General features: G+C 66.1%; 11 protein-coding genes. 10 read left to right on the top strand and 1 reads right to left on the bottom strand.

Annotated elements, in window-relative coordinates; translation table 11 throughout:
- Nucleotides 1-320: 320 nt before the first annotated feature.
- The 9 genes from FRZ44_RS06120 (at nucleotide 321) to FRZ44_RS06080 (ending at nucleotide 15,493) form a co-directional block, all read left to right on the top strand.
- Nucleotides 321-5,732 (top strand): AAA family ATPase, encoded by a 5,412-nt coding sequence (locus tag FRZ44_RS06120; protein ID WP_225308568.1) that lies wholly within the window; start codon nucleotides 321-323, stop codon nucleotides 5,730-5,732.
- The gene (locus FRZ44_RS06115; protein WP_151176348.1) at nucleotides 5,729-7,240 is read left to right on the top strand and encodes an ATP-binding response regulator; all 1,512 of its coding nucleotides are present in this window, start codon (nucleotides 5,729-5,731) and stop codon (nucleotides 7,238-7,240) included. The genes FRZ44_RS06120 and FRZ44_RS06115 overlap by 4 nt, the downstream gene beginning before the upstream one ends.
- A complete protein-coding gene (locus tag FRZ44_RS06110; protein ID WP_151176347.1) occupies nucleotides 7,237-7,875 on the top strand; it encodes a response regulator transcription factor in 639 nt (212 codons plus the stop codon). Before FRZ44_RS06115 ends, FRZ44_RS06110 begins: the two co-directional genes overlap by 4 nt.
- A 313-nt stretch (nucleotides 7,876-8,188) precedes the next feature.
- Nucleotides 8,189-8,992, top strand: a complete 804-nt coding sequence (locus FRZ44_RS06105; protein WP_191908440.1) for a response regulator — start codon at nucleotides 8,189-8,191, stop codon at nucleotides 8,990-8,992.
- A 113-nt stretch (nucleotides 8,993-9,105) separates the two neighbouring features.
- Entirely contained in the window at nucleotides 9,106-11,433 is a 2,328-nt protein-coding gene (locus tag FRZ44_RS06100) for an FdhF/YdeP family oxidoreductase (protein ID WP_151176345.1), read from the top strand.
- A gap of 2 nt (nucleotides 11,434-11,435) precedes the next feature.
- Nucleotides 11,436-12,881, top strand: a complete 1,446-nt coding sequence (locus FRZ44_RS06095; protein ID WP_151176344.1) for a cytochrome ubiquinol oxidase subunit I — start codon at nucleotides 11,436-11,438, stop codon at nucleotides 12,879-12,881.
- On the top strand, nucleotides 12,866-13,933 hold the full coding sequence (cydB, locus tag FRZ44_RS06090; RefSeq protein ID WP_151176343.1) for a cytochrome d ubiquinol oxidase subunit II: 1,068 nt from the start codon (nucleotides 12,866-12,868) through the stop codon (nucleotides 13,931-13,933). Before FRZ44_RS06095 ends, cydB begins: the two co-directional genes overlap by 16 nt.
- Before the next feature lie 214 nt (nucleotides 13,934-14,147).
- Nucleotides 14,148-14,678, top strand: coding sequence for an SRPBCC family protein (locus FRZ44_RS06085; RefSeq protein WP_151176342.1), 531 nt, complete (start codon nucleotides 14,148-14,150; stop codon nucleotides 14,676-14,678).
- Between the two features lie 80 nt (nucleotides 14,679-14,758).
- Nucleotides 14,759-15,493 (top strand): SDR family NAD(P)-dependent oxidoreductase, encoded by a 735-nt coding sequence (locus tag FRZ44_RS06080; RefSeq protein WP_225308567.1) that lies wholly within the window; start codon nucleotides 14,759-14,761, stop codon nucleotides 15,491-15,493.
- A gap of 61 nt (nucleotides 15,494-15,554) precedes the next feature.
- Here FRZ44_RS06080 and FRZ44_RS06075 read toward each other — a convergent pair whose 3' ends face one another.
- Nucleotides 15,555-16,178, bottom strand: coding sequence for a DUF4019 domain-containing protein (locus FRZ44_RS06075; protein WP_151176340.1), 624 nt, complete (start codon nucleotides 16,176-16,178; stop codon nucleotides 15,555-15,557).
- A 42-nt stretch (nucleotides 16,179-16,220) separates the two neighbouring features.
- Here FRZ44_RS06075 and FRZ44_RS06070 point away from each other — a divergent pair, with 42 nt between their 5' ends.
- Nucleotides 16,221-16,571, top strand: coding sequence for a hypothetical protein (locus FRZ44_RS06070; RefSeq protein ID WP_151176339.1), 351 nt, complete (start codon nucleotides 16,221-16,223; stop codon nucleotides 16,569-16,571).
- Nucleotides 16,572-16,765 lie beyond the last annotated feature (194 nt).

Genomic DNA, 16,765 nt, shown 5'->3' with positions numbered 1-16,765 from the left:
GGGGCAAGAAAGCGGCACCGGGATGCACCTGCCCATCGGCCGCGCCGAAGGGCGGACCGCGAATCCTGCCTTCACAGCCTTGCGCCATGACCCGAAATACCCCTAGTGAGACCGCGTGAATTCTTGCGAAAGGGCGCGAAGCCACCGATCCGAAGGCCTGTCGTCCGACAAAATTCCTTGTCGACGAAGTTCCTAAGCGTGCCGGAACGAGCGATCGGGCGTGAGCACGGGACGGTGAAAACCATTGCTTTCGCCTATCTGGCTATTTGCAAAACCCTTATGCTCCCCCCCGTCTGATGCGATCAGGGATCAAGCCGTTCGTGACGGAGCTTTCCAGATATGAGTTCGAGACATTGCGGGAAGGCCGCGAGTTCGTCCTCTATCGCGGCCGGCAGCGCGGCAATGCCGTTTCGATCCTGGTCCTGGCTCCGGTGCTGGCACAGCAGGCACCGTTGAGCCTCGCGCGGCTCGAACATGAATATTCCCTGGCCGACAAGCTCGATCCCGCCTGGGCCGTGCGTCCCCTCGCCCTCGTCCGGCATGACGGCCGCCCGATGCTGGTGCTTCAGGATCCTGGCGGCAACCCGCTGATCGGCGTCCGCGGGCGCCCGCTGGAGGTGACGCGCTTTCTGCAGGTCGCGATCGCCCTGACGGCGGCCTTGCGCCAGGTCCATCAGCGCGGACTCATCCACAAGGACATCAAGCCGGCGCATCTGCTGGTCGACGCCGCGGGCAATGTCCGGCTCACGGGTTTCGGCATCGCATCGCTGCTGCCGCGCGAACGCCAGGCCCCCGCGCCCCCCGAAATCATCGCCGGCACCTTCGCCTATATGGCGCCGGAGCAGACCGGTCGCATGAACCGGTCGATCGATGCCCGGAGCGACCTCTATTCGCTGGGCGTCACTCTCTATGAATTGCTCACGGGTGCTCTGCCATTCACCGCCTCGGATCCGATGGAATGGGTCCATTGCCATGTCGCCCGCCAGCCGACGCCGCCGAACGAACGCGTCGAGGGAATACCCGATCCCATCTGCGCCATCATCCTGAAGCTTCTCGCCAAGACCGCCGAAGACCGTTATCAGACCGCGGCCGGCGTCGAAGCCGACCTGCGGCGGTGCCTCGGGGGATGGGAGACACACCGCCGCATCGACCCGTTCCGCCTGGCCGCGCGCGACGCGCCGGACCGGCTGATGATTCCGGAAAAGCTCTACGGGCGCGAAGCCGAGATCGACGCGCTCATCTCCGCCTTCGATCGCGTCGTCGCGCAGGGCACGACCGAGCTCGTGCTGGTGTCCGGTTATGCGGGCATCGGCAAATCCTCGATCGTCAACGAACTCCACAAGGCCCTGGTCGCGTCCCGCGGACTCTTCGCCGCCGGCAAGTTCTACCAGTATAAGCGCAACATTCCCTACGCCACGCTGGCGCAGGCGTTTCAGAGCCTGATCCGCCAGTTGCTCAGCAAGAACGATGCGGAGCTGGCCCGCTGGCGGGACGCCTTGCTGGAGGCGCTCGGGTCCAGCGGCCAGCTCATGGTCAACCTGATCCCGGAGCTCGTCCACGTCATCGGCGACCAACCGCCGGTTCCCGAGCTTCCGCCGCGCGATGCGCAGAACCGGTTCCAGCAGGTGTTCCGGCGGTTCCTCGCCGTCTTTGCGCGGGCCGAGCATCCCCTCGCCCTGTTTCTCGACGATCTGCAATGGATGGACATGGCGACCCTCGAGCTGCTCGAGCGCCTCGCCACCGATCCGGAGGTCAGCCATCTGCTGCTCGTCTGCGCCTATCGCGACAACGAGGTTGGCCCCGACCACCCGCTCGCGCGCGCGCTGGAGGCGATCCGCGGAACCGCCGCCAACGTGAAACAGATCGTGCTCGCGCCCCTTCTGCCGAGCGACGTGAGGCGCCTGGTCGCCGATGCCCTGCATGCCGAGCCGGGAAGAGTGCAGTCCCTGGCCGAGCTGGTGTTCGAGAAGACCGGCGGCAATCCCTTCTTTGCGATCCAGTTCGTCACGGCCCTGGCCGAGGAGAATCTGCTGTCCTTCAATCTCGACGCTGCGGCGTGGCAGTGGGACATGGATCGAATCCGCGCCAAGCGGATCACCGCCAACGTGGCGGAGCTCATGGCGGGAAAGCTCAATCGCCTCCCGACCGTTGCCCTGAACCTCCTGCAGCAGCTGGCCTGCCTTGGCGACAATGCGCGGGCATCCACCTTGACGATGCTGCTGGGGATGCCCGAAGACGCGGTCCGCGCGGCGCTCTGGGAGGCCGTCCGGACGGGACTCGTTCTGCGTCCCGAGGGCGGCGGCTACTCCTTCCTCCATGACCGTGTCCAGGAGGCGGCATACGCGCTGATCCCTGACGCCGAGCGGCCGGCCATGCATCTCCGGATCGGCCGGGTGCTGGCGTCCCGGACCGCCGCCGCGGAGCTCGAGGAGAGCATCTTCGAGATCGTCAACCAGCTCGACCGCGGCGCCGCCTTGATTCATTCGCCCGAAGAGCGGAGGCAGGTTGCCGCGCTCAATCTCATTGCCGGCAAACGCGCCAAGGCGTCGACCGCCTATGCGTCGGCGCTGGCCTACTTCGCGGCCGGCTCCGCCTTGCTGGCGGGAGCCAGCTGGGAGCTCGACTATCGCCTCATGTTCGATCTGGAGCGCCACCGCGCCGAGTGCGAGTTTCTGACCGGGGATCTCCCCGCGGCCGAGGCGCGCCTCTCGGCCCTGTCGGAACGGGTGATCGATCTCGTCGACCGGGCGGCGGTCGCCCGGCTTCGCCTGGCTCTATACACCACGCTCGATCGAACCGATCGCGGCGTCGAGGTGGGCCTCGATTGCCTGCGCCATGTCGGCATCGAGCTCTCCCCGCATCCGACCGACGGCGACGTCGGTCGGGAGCTCGATCGGATGTGGCAGTTGCTTGCCGGTCGACCGATCGAGCAACTGCTCGATTTGCCGCTGATGACCGACCCCGACTGGCTGGCCACCATGGATGTTCTTGCGGAGCTGCTGCCGCCGGCGCGCTTCACCGACAACAACCTCCATGACGTCGTTCTCCTGCGCATGACGAATCTGAGCCTGGAGCACGGCAACTGCGACGCGTCCTGCCACGCCTATGCCGTCCTCAACATCGCTCTGGGTCTTCGTCTGGGCGACTACCAGGCGGGATTCCGCTTCGGCCAGCTCGGCCGCGATCTGGTGGACAAGCGCGGCCTGGAACGGTTCAAGGCCCGGGTCTATATGGCCTTTGGGGCGATCACCATCCCCTGGACCATGCATGTCCTGTCGGGCCGCGTCCTGATCAAGCAGGCCTTCGACATCGCCAATGCGATGGGAGACCTGACCTACGCCGTCTACAGCTGCAAGAACCTGGTCACGAATCTGCTGATCTCGGGAGAGCCGCTCCAGGACGTTCAACGCGAGGCCGAACAGGCGCTTGCCTTCGCCCGGAAGGCCCGGTTCGGCTTGTATGTCGACGTCTTCACCGACCAGCTCATGCTGATTCGCGAGCTGCGCGGACTCGAGCCCGACATCTTCCGCCCCGAAGGATCGGAGCAGGATGATCGTTGGTTCGAGAAGCATCTCGCCGAAGGCGCCGCGCGCCTGGCGCTCGCCACGTCCTGGTACTGGATCCACAGGATGCAGGCGCGCTTTCTGGCGCAGGACGACACCGGCGGCGTCGCCGCCGCCGCGAGCGCCCACGACCTCCTGTGGGCGACGCGGTCGCATCTGGAGATCGCGGAGTATCATTTCTACGGCGCCCTCACGCGGGCCGCGGCCTGCGATTCGACCAACGGCGAGCTGCGCGAGCGCCACTTTGGCCTGCTGCAGGCTCATTATCGTCAGATCGCGGTCTGGGCCAAGAGCTGCCCGGAGAATTTCGCCAACCGTGCCGCCCTGGTGGCGGCGGAAATCGCGCGGCTGGAAGGCCGGGAGCTGGACGCGATGCGCCTCTATGAGGAGGCCATCCGGCTCGCACGGCAATATGGCTTCATCCAGAACGAAGCCATCGCCAACGAACTCACCGCCCGCTTCTACCGCGCCCGCGGCTTCCAGACGAGTGCCGACGCCTATCTGCTGGCCGCCCGCGCCGGCTATCTTCGCTGGGGTGCCGACGGCAAGGTCCGTCTTCTGGACCGGAGCTACCCGCAGCTGCGGCAGGATCTGGCCGGGCCGCGGCCCGAGAGCACGATCGGCACGACGGTCGAGCGTCTGGATCTCGCGACCATGGTCAAGGTGTCGCAAGCCGTCTCGAGCGAGATCGACCTGCCCAAGCTCATCGACACCTTCATGGTGCTGGCGCTCGAGCAGGCGGGTGCCGATCGCGGTCTGCTGATCCTCTCGCGAGGCGAAGAGCTGCAGATCGAAGCGGAAGCCACCACCCTTCGCGATACCGTCGTGGTCTGTTTCCGGCGGTCGGCCGTGGCGGCCGAGGAGCTTCCCGAATCGGTTCTGCGCTATGTCCTGCGCACGCAGGAGAGCCTTTTGCTGGACGACGCTTCGAACCGGAACCCGTTCTCGGGAGACAGATATATCCGGCGCAACCGCAGCCGCTCGATCCTGTGTTTGCCGCTGATCAAGCAGGCCAAGCTGATCGGCATTCTCTATCTCGAGAACCGCCTCACCTCCCATGTCTTCACGCCCGCCCGGATCGCCGTTCTGAGACTGCTGGCTTCCCAGGCCGCGATCTCGCTCGAGAATGCCCGCCTGTTCGCCGACCTGCAGCATGCCGAGGCCTATCTCGCGGAATCCCAGCGCCTCGCCCATATGGGCAGTTTCGCCTTCAACAGCTCGCACACGAAGCTGTTCTGGTCCGAGGAGATCTATCGGATCTACGAAGTCGACCGGGAGACTGCGCCGACATTCGAGGTCGGGCGCCAGCGCAATCACCCGGGAGAACCGACCCTGGTGCAGAAGATCATGGATCGGGTGTCCGAGGACGGCGGAAACCACGAGCTCGATCACAGGTTGAGGATGCCGGACGGCTCGACGAAGAACCTCCATGTGGTGGTCCATGCGGAGAAGAATGCGGCGGGCGAAGTCGACTATGTCGGAACGGTGATGGACGTGACCGCCTCGGTGCAGGCCCAGGAGCGGCTGCGCGCTTCGCTCCAGGAGAAGGAGGCCCTGCTCAAGGAGGTCCACCACAGGGTCAAGAACAATCTGCAGCTGATCAGCAGCCTGCTGAGCCTTCAGGCCTCCCGGATTGCCGATCCCGCGGTCGCGGAGCTGTTCTCCGAGAGCCGCAACCGGGTTCGCTCGATGGCCCTGGTCCATGAGAATCTCTACCGGGCCGGCAATTTCGCCAGGATCCCCATGCGGACCCATGTGCAGAATCTATGCGCCCATCTGATCCGCGCCTATGGGCTGCACAGCCGTGATGTCGATCTGACGACCGATATCGACGAGGTCGAGCTCGGCCTCGACCAGGCCATCGCCACCGGCCTGATCATCAACGAGCTCGTCTCCAACGCCCTGAAGCACGCCTTCCCCGACGAGCGGCCCGGACGGGTGCGGGTCGAGCTGAAGTTGCTCCCCGCAGGGCGCTGCAGGCTGGCCGTCATCGACAACGGCGTCGGCCTGCCGTCCGACCGCAACACCCAGCAAGCCGATACCGTCGGCCTGCAGCTCGTTTATGATCTGATGCAGCAGCTTCATGCTAGGCTCGATCTGCAGCGGGAGGGCGGCACGACATTCGCCATCGTTTTCGACGCGGACACGGGAACGGAGACCAACCGATGACGCCCGCCAAGATCCTGGTCGTCGAGGACGACCGGGTGGTCGCCAGGGATATCCAGCAGCAGCTGAACCGGATCGGGCACACGGTCGTCGGCATGATCGCCCGCGGCGAAGACGCCCCGCCGCTCGCGCTGAAGACCCGGCCCGACATCGTGCTGATGGACATCCGGCTCGAGGGCGAGATCGACGGCATCGATGCCGCCCAGCAGATCCGCGAGCAATGTCATATTCCTGTCATATTTCTCACCGCCTATGCGGATGACGAGACCGTCCAGCGCGCCAGCCTGACGGAGCCCTTCGGCTACCTGCTCAAACCGTTCGAGGACTCCCAGCTGCGGACGGTCATTGAGATGGCTCTGTTCAAGCATGCGGCCGAGCGAAAGCTGCGGGAGAGCGAGCGCCGGTTCGTGACCACCCTCTCCAGCATCGGGGACGCCGTCATCGCGACCGACAACGGGGCCCGGGTCACCTTCATGAATCCGGTGGCCGAGACCCTGACCGGCTGGCCGCAGCGGGATGCGATCGGGCAGCCGCTTGCCGAGGTCTTCCGCATCGTCAACGAGGAGACCGGGAGGACGGTCGAGGACCCCGCCGCCAAGGTGCTGCGGCTGGGCACGGTGGTCGGGCTGGCGAATCATACCGTTTTGCTCTCCCGCGACGGCCGCACGGTGCCGATCGACGATTGCGGCTCTCCCATCATCGACGACAAGGGCGACATCACCGGCGCCGTCCTGGTGTTTCGCGACATCACCGAACGCCGGCTGGTGGAGGAGGCGTTGCGCCGGGCCCATACCAACCTGATGCATGGCGCCCGGCTGATGACCATGGGCGAGCTCGCGGCGTCGATTGCCCATGAGGTGAACCAGCCTCTCATGGCGATCGTCACCAATGCCGAGGCCTGCCTGCTGTGGTTGGCGAAGGACAAGCCGAACCTGGACGAGGCGCGGGGCGCCGCCGAGCGTATCGTCAGGAACGGCCACCACGCCGGCGATGTCGTCAAGACGATCCGCGCGCTGGCCCGGAAGTCCTCGCCCGAAATGACCCTGCTCGACCTCAACGGCATCGTCGTCGAGATGCTGGACCTGATGCGGGCCGAGCTGCGCCGCAACGACGTCGCGCTCGAGCATGATCTGCCCCCCGGCCTCGAGCCGATCATGGGCGATCGGGTTCAGTTGCAGCAGGTCGTCGTGAATATGGTCATGAACGGCATCGACGCGATGACGTCGGTCGCCGACAGGCCGCGACGGCTGTGCGTGACGACCGAGCGCGTCGAGGGAGGGTTCCTGCAGGTGGCGGTCGCGGATTCCGGCACGGGCATCGATCCGGCCCGGCTGGACCGCATTTTCGAGCCGTTCTACACGACCAAGCCCGAGGGCATGGGTATGGGCCTGTCGATCTGCCGGTCGATCGTCGAGGCGCATGGCGGCCGCCTCTGGGCCGACTCCCATGCGCCTCACGGCAGCATCTTTCGATTCGTCCTGCCGACAGCGAGCGGGAGGGGCCTCAATTGACAACTCAGCATGAGAGCAGTCCGCCGACTGTCTTCGTCATCGACGACGACCAGGACATCCGCGAGGCGCTGCAGAGTCTTCTGCGGTCGGTGAGCTTGCGGGTCGAGCTGTTCGCCACGGTCCAGGAGTTCCTGGATCGCGCCGGCCCCGACCGTCACGGCTGCCTGGTTCTCGATGTCAGGCTGCCGGGACGCAGTGGACTCGATTTCCACGACGATCTGATCAAGGAGCGCGTGCATCTGCCGGTCGTCTTCATCAGCGGTCACGCCGACATTCCGATGTCGGTCCGGGCCATGAAGGCCGGTGCCGTGGAGTTCCTGACCAAGCCGGTTCGCCATCAGGACCTCCTCGATGCGATCTATCTGGCGATCGAGCAGGACATGGCGCGCCGGGACGGCGAGCGTTCGGTTGCCGGACTCCGTGCGGTTTTCGAAAGCCTGACGCCGCGCGAGCGGGAAGTGCTGACCCTGGTCGCCGCCGGCCTCCTCAACAAGCAGATCGCCGCGGAAATCGGAATCAGCGAGGCCACGGTCAAGCTGCATCGGGGGCAGGTGATGCGCAAGATGCAGGCCCGCACGCTGGCCGACCTGGTCCGGATGGTGGACAAGCTCCAGCTCTCCCGGTTGAAGCCGTAGGACGGCCTCGCCGACCCTTCCCCCTATTCCCCGTCTTCTGTCGGCGCCGGTGACAAGGGCCGCACCCCGCCGCCCCCGGTTGCGCCGGCGCTCCCACGCTGCCCCGTCGCGATGGGATCTCAGTCCATGAGGGCAGAAAGCAACAAATCCGGAGCGATCGATGCAAGGCTGGCGGAGACCCGCTCTGCTATTCCTCCCCCATGAATTGCCAACGCGACGAAACCGAGCCGCTCCTCACCGGTGGCGCCCGCCGCTGCCGGCCCCTCGCGAAGCGCGGAAAGTGCATGGGCCAGACCGGAAGGAGGCTCTTCCTGTGTTGATTCAAAATCTCACGAACCTGCCGATCCCGAACCGGCCCGCGCGGAGCTGGACTGCAGCGAGGGACGAGCCCGGCACCGACGATGATCCGTCCGTCCTCCGGTTTCGGCACTATTGCGTCCTGCCGCGCGCGCGTCAGCTTCTGGCCGATGGCCGGTCCCTGGAGATCGGCAGCCGGGCCTTCGACCTTCTGGTCGTGCTGTTGGAATCCCGAGGCACGCTCGTCACCAAGAACGAGATCGTGAAGCGCGTCTGGCCCTCGACGCTCGTCGAAGACAGCAATCTACGGGTTCAGATGACCGCACTCCGGAAGGTTCTGGGCAGGGACGGGGATCTCATCAAGACCGTGCCCGGCCGTGGCTATATGTTGGCCGCCGAGACCACCGCGGAACCGCCGGCATCGCTTTTCTGCGAACCGCCCGTCCGCGCGCCGGCGACCGTGGCCGTCATCGATGACGATCGCGATGTCCGCGAGGCGCTTCACAGCCTGCTGCGGTCGGCGGGCATGCGGGTGGAGCTGTTCGGATCGGTCCCGGAGTTCCTCGATAGCCCCCATCCAAACCTTCCCGATTGCGTGGTGCTCGATGTCATGCTGCCGGGAAAAAGCGGCCTGGATTTCCACGAGGACCTGGTCAGGGCGAAGCGGCAGCTCCCCGTCATCTTCATCAGCGGCCAGGCCGACGTGCCGATGTCGGTTCGTGCCATGAAGGGCGGCGCCGTCGAGTTCCTGACGAAGCCCGTCCGCCATCAGGACTTGTTGCGGGCGGTCCTGCAGGCGATCGCTCCGGTTTCGGCCTAGCGGCCTGCCGGCCCGCTCTCGATTGCCCCTTCCGGTCCCGGCACCCGACACAGGCCGTGTCGGGCCCGCCGACAGCCGGGAACCCGACTCATATTTGCCGCCAGGAGTGCAGCGTGGCTCATAAAAAGGCAATCCGTCGATATAGCGCCGCGGCGGGCGGATGGGGCGCGCTGAGAGCCGTCGGCAGCGTCCTCGCGGGGCAGGACATCGCGATCAAGGGTGCCGAGACGCTGCTGCGCGTCAACCAGCCGACCGGTTTCGACTGCCCGGGCTGCGCCTGGCCCGATCCGAAGCACACCTCGTCCTTCGAGTTCTGCGAGAACGGCGCCAAGGCCGTCGCCTGGGAGGCAACGGACAAGCGCTGCGGCCCCGATTTCTTCGCCGCTCACACCGTCTCCGAGCTCGCCGGCTGGAGCGATTACGATCTCGAGCTGCAGGGTCGCCTGACCCATCCGATGCGATTCGACGCCGCGTCTGACCGGTATCTGCCCTGCAGCTGGGAGGCGGCCTTCGAACTGGTCGGCCGGCGCCTGAGAGAGCTCCCCAGCCCCAACATGGCCGAGTTCTATACATCCGGCCGGTCGTCGAACGAATCCGCGTTTCTTTATCAGCTCTTCGCCCGGGAGTTCGGGACCAACAATTTTCCCGACTGCTCGAACATGTGCCACGAGGCCACCAGCGTGGGACTGCCGGAATCGATCGGCGTCGGCAAAGGCACGGTGCTGCTGGAGGACTTCGACTCGGCGGACGCCATCTTCATCTTCGGGCAGAATCCCGGCACCAACTCGCCGCGCATGATGACGAGCCTGCGCAATGCCGCGCGGCGCGGCGCCCGCATCGTCTCCTTCAATCCCTTCCGCGAGCGGGCCCTGGAGCGGTTCCAGGCGCCGCAGAACCCCGTTGAGATGCTGACGCTGACCTCGACCCCGATCAGCACCGGCCTCCTCCAAGTCCGTATCGGCGGCGATCTCGCCGCGATCAAGGGCCTGATGAAGGCCATGATCGAGTTCGACGATGTCGCGATCGCGGCCGATCAGCCCCGGGTCCTCGATGCCGACTTCATCGCTGGCCATACGCAGGGCTTCGAGGCCTTGGCCGCCGACCTTCGCGCCACCCACTGGGGCGCCATCGAGTACCAGTCGGGCCTGACGCGGGCCGATCTCACCGAGGCGGCCCGGGTTTATGTCGAGGCCCGCAACGCGATCATCGTCTGGGGCATGGGGATCACCCAGCACCGGCGCGGGACACAGAACGTCCAGCAGCTCGCGAACCTGGCCTTGCTGCGCGGCAATATCGGTCGCCCCGGCGCCGGCCTCTGTCCGGTGCGCGGCCATTCCAACGTCCAGGGCGATCGCACCGTCGGGATCACGGAGAAGCCGGGCGCCGAGTTTCTCGACCGGTTGGAGAAGCGCTTCGGCTTCCAGGCGCCGCGCGCCTATGGGCATGATGTCGTCACCTCGCTCGAGGCGATGCTGCGGGGCGAGGTCAGGGCCTTCATCGGCCTGGGCGGAAATTTCGCGGCGGCGGTGCCGGATTGGCAAAGGACCCGGGCCGCCCTGCGGAGCCTCGCCCTCACGGTCCAGATCTCGACCAAGCTCAACCGCAGCCATCTCGTGCATGGCGCCGAGGCGCTGATCCTGCCCTGCCTGGGCCGCACCGAGATCGATGTTCAGGCCACCGGGCCGCAATCCATCACCGTCGAGGATTCGATGTCGATGGTCCACGCCTCGATGGGCATGAATCCGCCGGCGAGCGAGCATCTGCGCAGCGAGCCCGCGATCGTGGCCGGGCTGGCGCAGGCCACGCTGGGAGCCCGGTCCAAGGTGGATTGGGAGGCGCTGGTGGCGGACTATGATCGCATCCGCAACGAGATCGAGGCCGTGTTTCCGATCTTCCAGGCCTACAACGCGCGCATCCGGGTTCCCGGCGGCTTCCATCTGAACTCGACGGCGCGCGAGCGCATCTGGGCGACGGCGTCCGGCCGGGCCAATTTCATGGTTGCCGAAGGCCTGAACGAGGACCCGTTCGAGGACCATCCGGAGGTCCTCTGGCTGACGACGATGCGCAGCCACGATCAGTACAACACGACCGTCTATTCGCTGTCGGATCGCTATCGTGGGGTTTTCGGCCAGCGCGACATCGTCTTCCTGAATGCCCGGGAGATCGCGCGGCGCGGGCTCGCGCCGGATGACCGCGTGGACCTCGTCACCGCCTCGACCGACGGCATCGAACGCGTCGTCCGCGGCCTCAAGATCGTGGAGTACCCGCTGCCCGACGGCTGCGGCGGCGCCTACTACCCCGAGACCAACCCGCTGGTGCCGCTGCAGTCCCACGATCCGAAGAGCCATACGCCCTCTTCGAAGGCGGTCCCGGTCCGCCTGATTCCCTCCCGGCCCGGCCCTTCGCCGCAGCCGGCGACGGCCGGCGGCGCAGGGGCATGACCATGGACGCGGTCGTCCTCTCGCGCCTGCAGTTCGCTTTCACCATGGGATATCACATCCTGTGGCCGACCTTCACGATCGGCGTCGCCTCCTACGTCGCGTGCCTCAGCGGCCTTTGGTGGTGGACCCGGCGTCCGGTCTATCGCGACCTGATGCGCTTCTGGGCGCGGATCTTCGGGATGGGTTTCGCGATGGGCGTGATCACCGGCCTGGTGCTGAGCTATGAGATCGGCACCAACTGGTCCGGATTCTCCAAGGCGGTCAGCAACGTCCTCGGTCCGCTCTTCATGTATGAGGCGCTCACGGCCTTTTTCCTGGAGGCCGGATTCATCGGCGTCGTGCTCTTCGGTGAGAAACGGGTCGGGCCCGGTGCCCATTTTTTCGCCTGCTGCATGGTGGCGTTCGGGACCCTGCTCAGCGCCACCTGGGTCACCGCCGCCAACTCCTGGATGCAAACACCCGCCGGTGCGATCCAAGACGCCAACGGCATCTTCCATGCCGTGAGCTGGCCCGACATCGTGTTCAATCCCTCCTTCCCCTACCGCGTCTCCCATATGGTCTGCGCGAGCTTCCTCACCGGCGCCTTCGTCGTTGCCGGCGTTTCCGCGCTGCATCTCCTGTGGCGGCGCCACCTGGAGACCGCCCGCAAGGGATTCTCGATGGCGATGTGGACCGTGCTGCTGCTGGCGCCCCTGCAGATCGTCCTGGGCGACATGCAGGGCCTCAATACCAGAGAGCATCAGCCGACCAAGCTCGCCGCGATGGAGGGCCTCTGGGACAGCGGCCACGGCGTGGCCGCCACCCTCTTCGCCTGGCCGGACATGGCCAAGGAGAGCAATCGGTTCGAGCTCAGCATCCCGCATCTGGGGAGTCTCTATCTGACCCATTCCTGGAACGGCGAGGTGCAGGGGCTGAAGGCGGTCGCACGCGAAGACCGCCCCAACGTGCCGATCGTGTTCTTCGCCTTTCGGATCATGGTGGGCATCGGTCTCATCCTGCTATCCGTGGCGATCACGGGTGCCGTGCTGCGCTTTCGCGGCAGGCTCTACAGCGCGCGCTGGTTCCATTTCGTCGCCGTGGGCGCTATGCCGCTGGGCTTCGTCGCCGTGCTGGCCGGCTGGACCGTGACCGAAGCCGGCCGGCAGCCCTTCATCGTCTATGGGATCCTGCGGACCGCACAGGCCGCGGCCCCCGTCAGCACCGACGCCATCTCGATGTCGCTCGGACTGTTCGTCATCGTCTACAACCTCCTGCTGCTCGCCTTCCTGTGGTTCGGCGCCCGCCAGGTCTGGCGTGGCCCACCGGCCGAGCGCGGAGAACCGCAGACGCTGACGCAGGCACGACCGGGCGGTCGCGGCATCGCTCTTCCCGGTGCGCACGCTGCCGATCCCCTGCTGTCACGGACGTCGCTGACCGCGACACAGGAGGGTTCATGGATGCCTCGCTGATGTTCGCGGCGGTCAGCGCCCTCGCGATCGTCATCTACGTGCTGGCCGACGGCTTCGACCTGGGCGTGGGGATCCTGTTCCTCGCCGCACCGCGCGATCTCGACCGCGACACGATGATGGCGAGCATCGAGCCGGTGTGGGACGGCAACGAGACCTGGCTCGTGATGGGCGGAACGCTGCTGTTCGCCGTCTTTCCGGCCGCCTACTACGTGCTGCTGCCGGCCTTCTATCTCCCGGTCATGATGATGCTGATCGCGCTCGTGCTCCGCGGCATCGCCTTCTCCTTCCGGCTGCAGACGGTGCGATATCGGCGGGTCTGGGATTTCGCCTTCGCCGGGGGTTCGCTGGTCGCGCCCTTCGCCCAAGGGCTGATCCTGGGCGGATTCATCGGCGGCGTACCGATGCAGGACGGGGTCTTCTCGGGCGGGCCGTTCAGCACGCTCACTCTCCTCGGAGTATTTTCCGGTATCGGCCTCGTGGCCGGCTATGCCCTGCTCGGCGCCGGCTGGCTGATCTGGAAGACGGAAGGCGCGACCCAGGTCTTCGCACGCGAGGTCGGCCACGCAGCCCTCCTCCTGGTCGCGCTCATGATGGTGGTCGTCAGCGCCTGGAGCGCGCTGACGGAACCGGCCGTCGCCAGCCGCTGGTTCGCCTGGCCGAACCTCGCTCTCCTCGCCCCCGTTCCCCTGGTGACGGCTCTGGTCATCGTCGCGATCTGGCGCAGCCTCTGGGGTCCGCGCGACGTGCTGACCTTTCAGCTCTCGATGATCCTGTTCGCTCTCGGCTTCGGCGGGCTTTGCATCAGTCTCTGGCCCTACATCGTTCCGCGGCAGATCACGATCTGGGACGGTATCGCGGACCCGCAGACGCTCTGGTTCGTCGGCGTCGGCATCGTCATCGTCATGCCGATCGTGTTGGCCTACCAGGCGCGCGCCTATTGGGTGTTCCGGGGAAAGACCAGGATCCACGAGGACGACTCCGGCTACGGTGAACGCCCCGCGATCCAGTCGCGCCGCACATCCGCCCAGAACAACAGCCTGCATATTTCCTGATTCGACGGGCAATGGCGGCGCGCGGCACATCGTGGCCGCCGGCACGTCAACCGAAGAGGCACTCCGGGCTTAGCAACGATTTCCCGGAATTTACTTCAGCTCACGCGGCCCCGGATTTCTCGTGGGGTAGAAGACCGAGCGGGGGAGAGAACAGCAGGAGGGGGTATCGACACCATCGCGGCGGTGCCGCGACCAGGAGAACGGGAAAAGGGTCATGGATGGAGCACTCGCGGAGCCACGCCCGATCCGCTATGGCGGCGCCGTCCCGGAGACGGACGCGCCGGAGATCCGCTGGCCGACCGGGTTCATGCCCGGGCAGGCGGATCTGGATGCCGAGAACGAGATCTTCATCGATGCGACAGGCACCACGGTCTGGTGGCATCTGGTCGCCGCACAGAAATGGCCCGCCTGGTACCCCAACTCGCATGAGCTGCGGATCGCCGGCAACCGCACCGGCCTGTTGCAGGCCGACAGCCGCTTCGACTTCTTCACCTTCGGCCTGCATATCGACGCGCGGATGGCCGAGTTCGTCCCGGAGAGCCGTCTCGGCTGGTTCGGCAAGGGAGACGGCCTCGAGACCTTCCAGCGCTGGCACCTGGTCCGTGTGCCGAAAGGCTGCCATGTCGTCACGCGATGGATGGCGAAGGGCCCGCGGGCGCTGGCGATGGGCAAGCGCGACCCCGACGCCATCCGCAAGGGTCACGATCTGTGGCTGCGGAGCCTGAAGGCGATCGCGGAGAGATAGAGGTCCCCGCGCGAGCCCGCCCTGTCATCGTCACGAGCTGCGCGAAAGACTCCCCTGGTCAACCCGATGAGGATGCTCCCGTGAGAGACCCCGACAACGACAGAGTGGCCATCGTGACCGGCGCCTCGCACGGGATCGGCGCCGCGGTGGCGGCGCGGCTGGCGGAAGACGGCTTCACCGTCATCCTGAGCTATTCGGGCGATGGCGCGGCCGCCGACGCCCTGGCCCGCCAGATCGAAACCCGGGGCGGCCGCGCCCGGGCGGCCCGGGCGGATATGGGCGACCCCGATTCCGTCCGCGCTCTGTTCGACGATGCCGAGACTCTCTTCGGCGGCGTCGATCTGCTGGTCAACAATGCCGGCATCATGACCCTGTCCAACATCGTCGGCACCGACGAGCTGACCTTCGAGCGCCTCGTGAACGGGAATCTCAGGGGCCTCTTCAACACCCTGCGCGAGGCCGCCAACCGCCTGCGCGACGGCGGCCGCTTCATCTATTTCTCCGCGGGCGTCGTCGGACTGCTTCAGCCGACCCATGGCGCTTATGGCGCCACCAAGGCGGCGGTCGAGGCGATGACCAACATCCTGGCCAGGGAGCTTCGTGGCGGCGCCTTCGGCATCGACGCCGAGGCCGACATGCGCGGCCCCTCGCTCCAGGGCGAGCCCGGCGCCTTCAGGGAGCGGAGGGAGCCGTTCGCTCCCGGCGAAGAGCTTCGTCCGCCCGACGACATCGCCGGCGCCGTCGCGGTCCTCGCGAGCTGCGACGACGGCTGGGTGAAGGGCCGGACCCACCGGCAGGGCGCGGGCGCCGCTTGAGGCCCGCCGCGCGCTCGCCGTTATGCGGCGGGCGGAATGCCTGGATCGCGGCGGTTCGCCCTCATGGCTGATCCGGCGAGACGACGTAGTTGGGGCAGTAGCTCGACAGCTGGCCCCACACCTTTGCCACTTCCGCCTTCCCCTGATTCTGCTCCACGGTCCGGGCGCTCGCATTGTCGAGATAGTTATTCTCTCTGCGCAAGATGGAAAAGACACGGCCGGCGGGCGGCTGATAGACCACGATGAAGCCGCAGTCGCGGTCCACATTGGCGAACTGGCTGACCAGATCGACCGCGGCATAGACCCCGGGAAAGGGAGCCTGGACCGGATCCTTCGTCCATGTGACCTTCGTGACTCGCCAGAATTTCAAAGGTCCGGACAGCGCTCTGAAATCCTGCTCGTACTGGGTGAACTGCAGCAATGTCTGGGCGTGGACAACGGCCGGGTTCTGCATCCCATAGGCGTCCGCGTAGCGGCCATGCTGCACGGCATCGAGAAACGATTGGACCGCCGCCAGGGCGCCCTGGCGCTGATCGGCTGTCGGCATCCAGCCCGGGCTGGAATCGGTCGTGACATTGATCTCATCGGTGACATTGGGAGCCAGTTCCAACGCGCCGGCGCCCGCCCAGGGCGGGGCGATACCGATCGCGGTGGCCAGCATTGCAGTGAAGAACAGAGGCTTCATGACGTGTCTCCATGGCCAGGTGGAGTTCGGGCCGTCCCTCGGATGATTCACGGCCAGCCGGCGCAGATCAACTTATTGGAGAAACTCGACTCGAAAAATCCCTCAAATGAACAAGCCTCGCCTGGCGCGATTTCACTGGATTGGCTGGGTGAGGGGCAAACCAAGGACGGCATCGATCATGACGCCCCCCAAGAACATGAGGCGACCCTTTATCGGAAACCGGACGAAGGCCTGGCAGAAAATCGGGCGCGATCTGTGAACCAACCTATTGAGAAGGTTGGTAGACCGCATCAGACTCGAACAAATGACAGCAATGATGCTTGCAGCTTTTCTGCGCTCCGAATTGTTGGCGGCGACAGAAGAGTCATTCGGCCATATTTCCGATTCAGGTGAGTTGCTTCAATCCGGTCGGAGGTTCGATAAGCGGCCAAGACTAGCCAAGCTGCTTCCCTCCGCAGCGCCGATAATGGCTGCCTGAGGGGCACCGCCGGCGCCAACCTCCCCGCCCGCCGGCAGCCGATGGCCATAAGCGCCAGTCCAATGAGAGCAACGGGTTTGTCCCCAAGCCATGCGCCGATAGCGCCACC

Source organism: Hypericibacter terrae (assembly GCF_008728855.1).
GTDB classification, from domain to species: domain Bacteria; phylum Pseudomonadota; class Alphaproteobacteria; order Dongiales; family Dongiaceae; genus Hypericibacter; species Hypericibacter terrae.
The sequence above is the reverse complement of the archived record's forward strand: the minus strand, read 5'-3'. Positions and strand labels throughout refer to the sequence as shown.

Bases quoted from the DNA above. Each gene is read 5' to 3' on its own strand.
- FRZ44_RS06070 (WP_151176339.1), top strand. From the start codon at position 16,221: ATGATTCACGGCCAGCCGGCGCAGATCAACTTATTGGAGAAACTCGAC.
- FRZ44_RS06095 (WP_151176344.1), top strand. From the start codon at position 11,436: ATGGACGCGGTCGTCCTCTCGCGCCTGCAGTTCGCTTTCACCATGGGA.
- FRZ44_RS06085 (WP_151176342.1), top strand. From the start codon at position 14,148: ATGGATGGAGCACTCGCGGAGCCACGCCCGATCCGCTATGGCGGCGCC.
- cydB (WP_151176343.1), top strand. From the start codon at position 12,866: ATGGATGCCTCGCTGATGTTCGCGGCGGTCAGCGCCCTCGCGATCGTC.
- FRZ44_RS06115 (WP_151176348.1), top strand. From the start codon at position 5,729: ATGACGCCCGCCAAGATCCTGGTCGTCGAGGACGACCGGGTGGTCGCC.
- FRZ44_RS06075 (WP_151176340.1), bottom strand. From the start codon at position 16,178: ATGAAGCCTCTGTTCTTCACTGCAATGCTGGCCACCGCGATCGGTATC.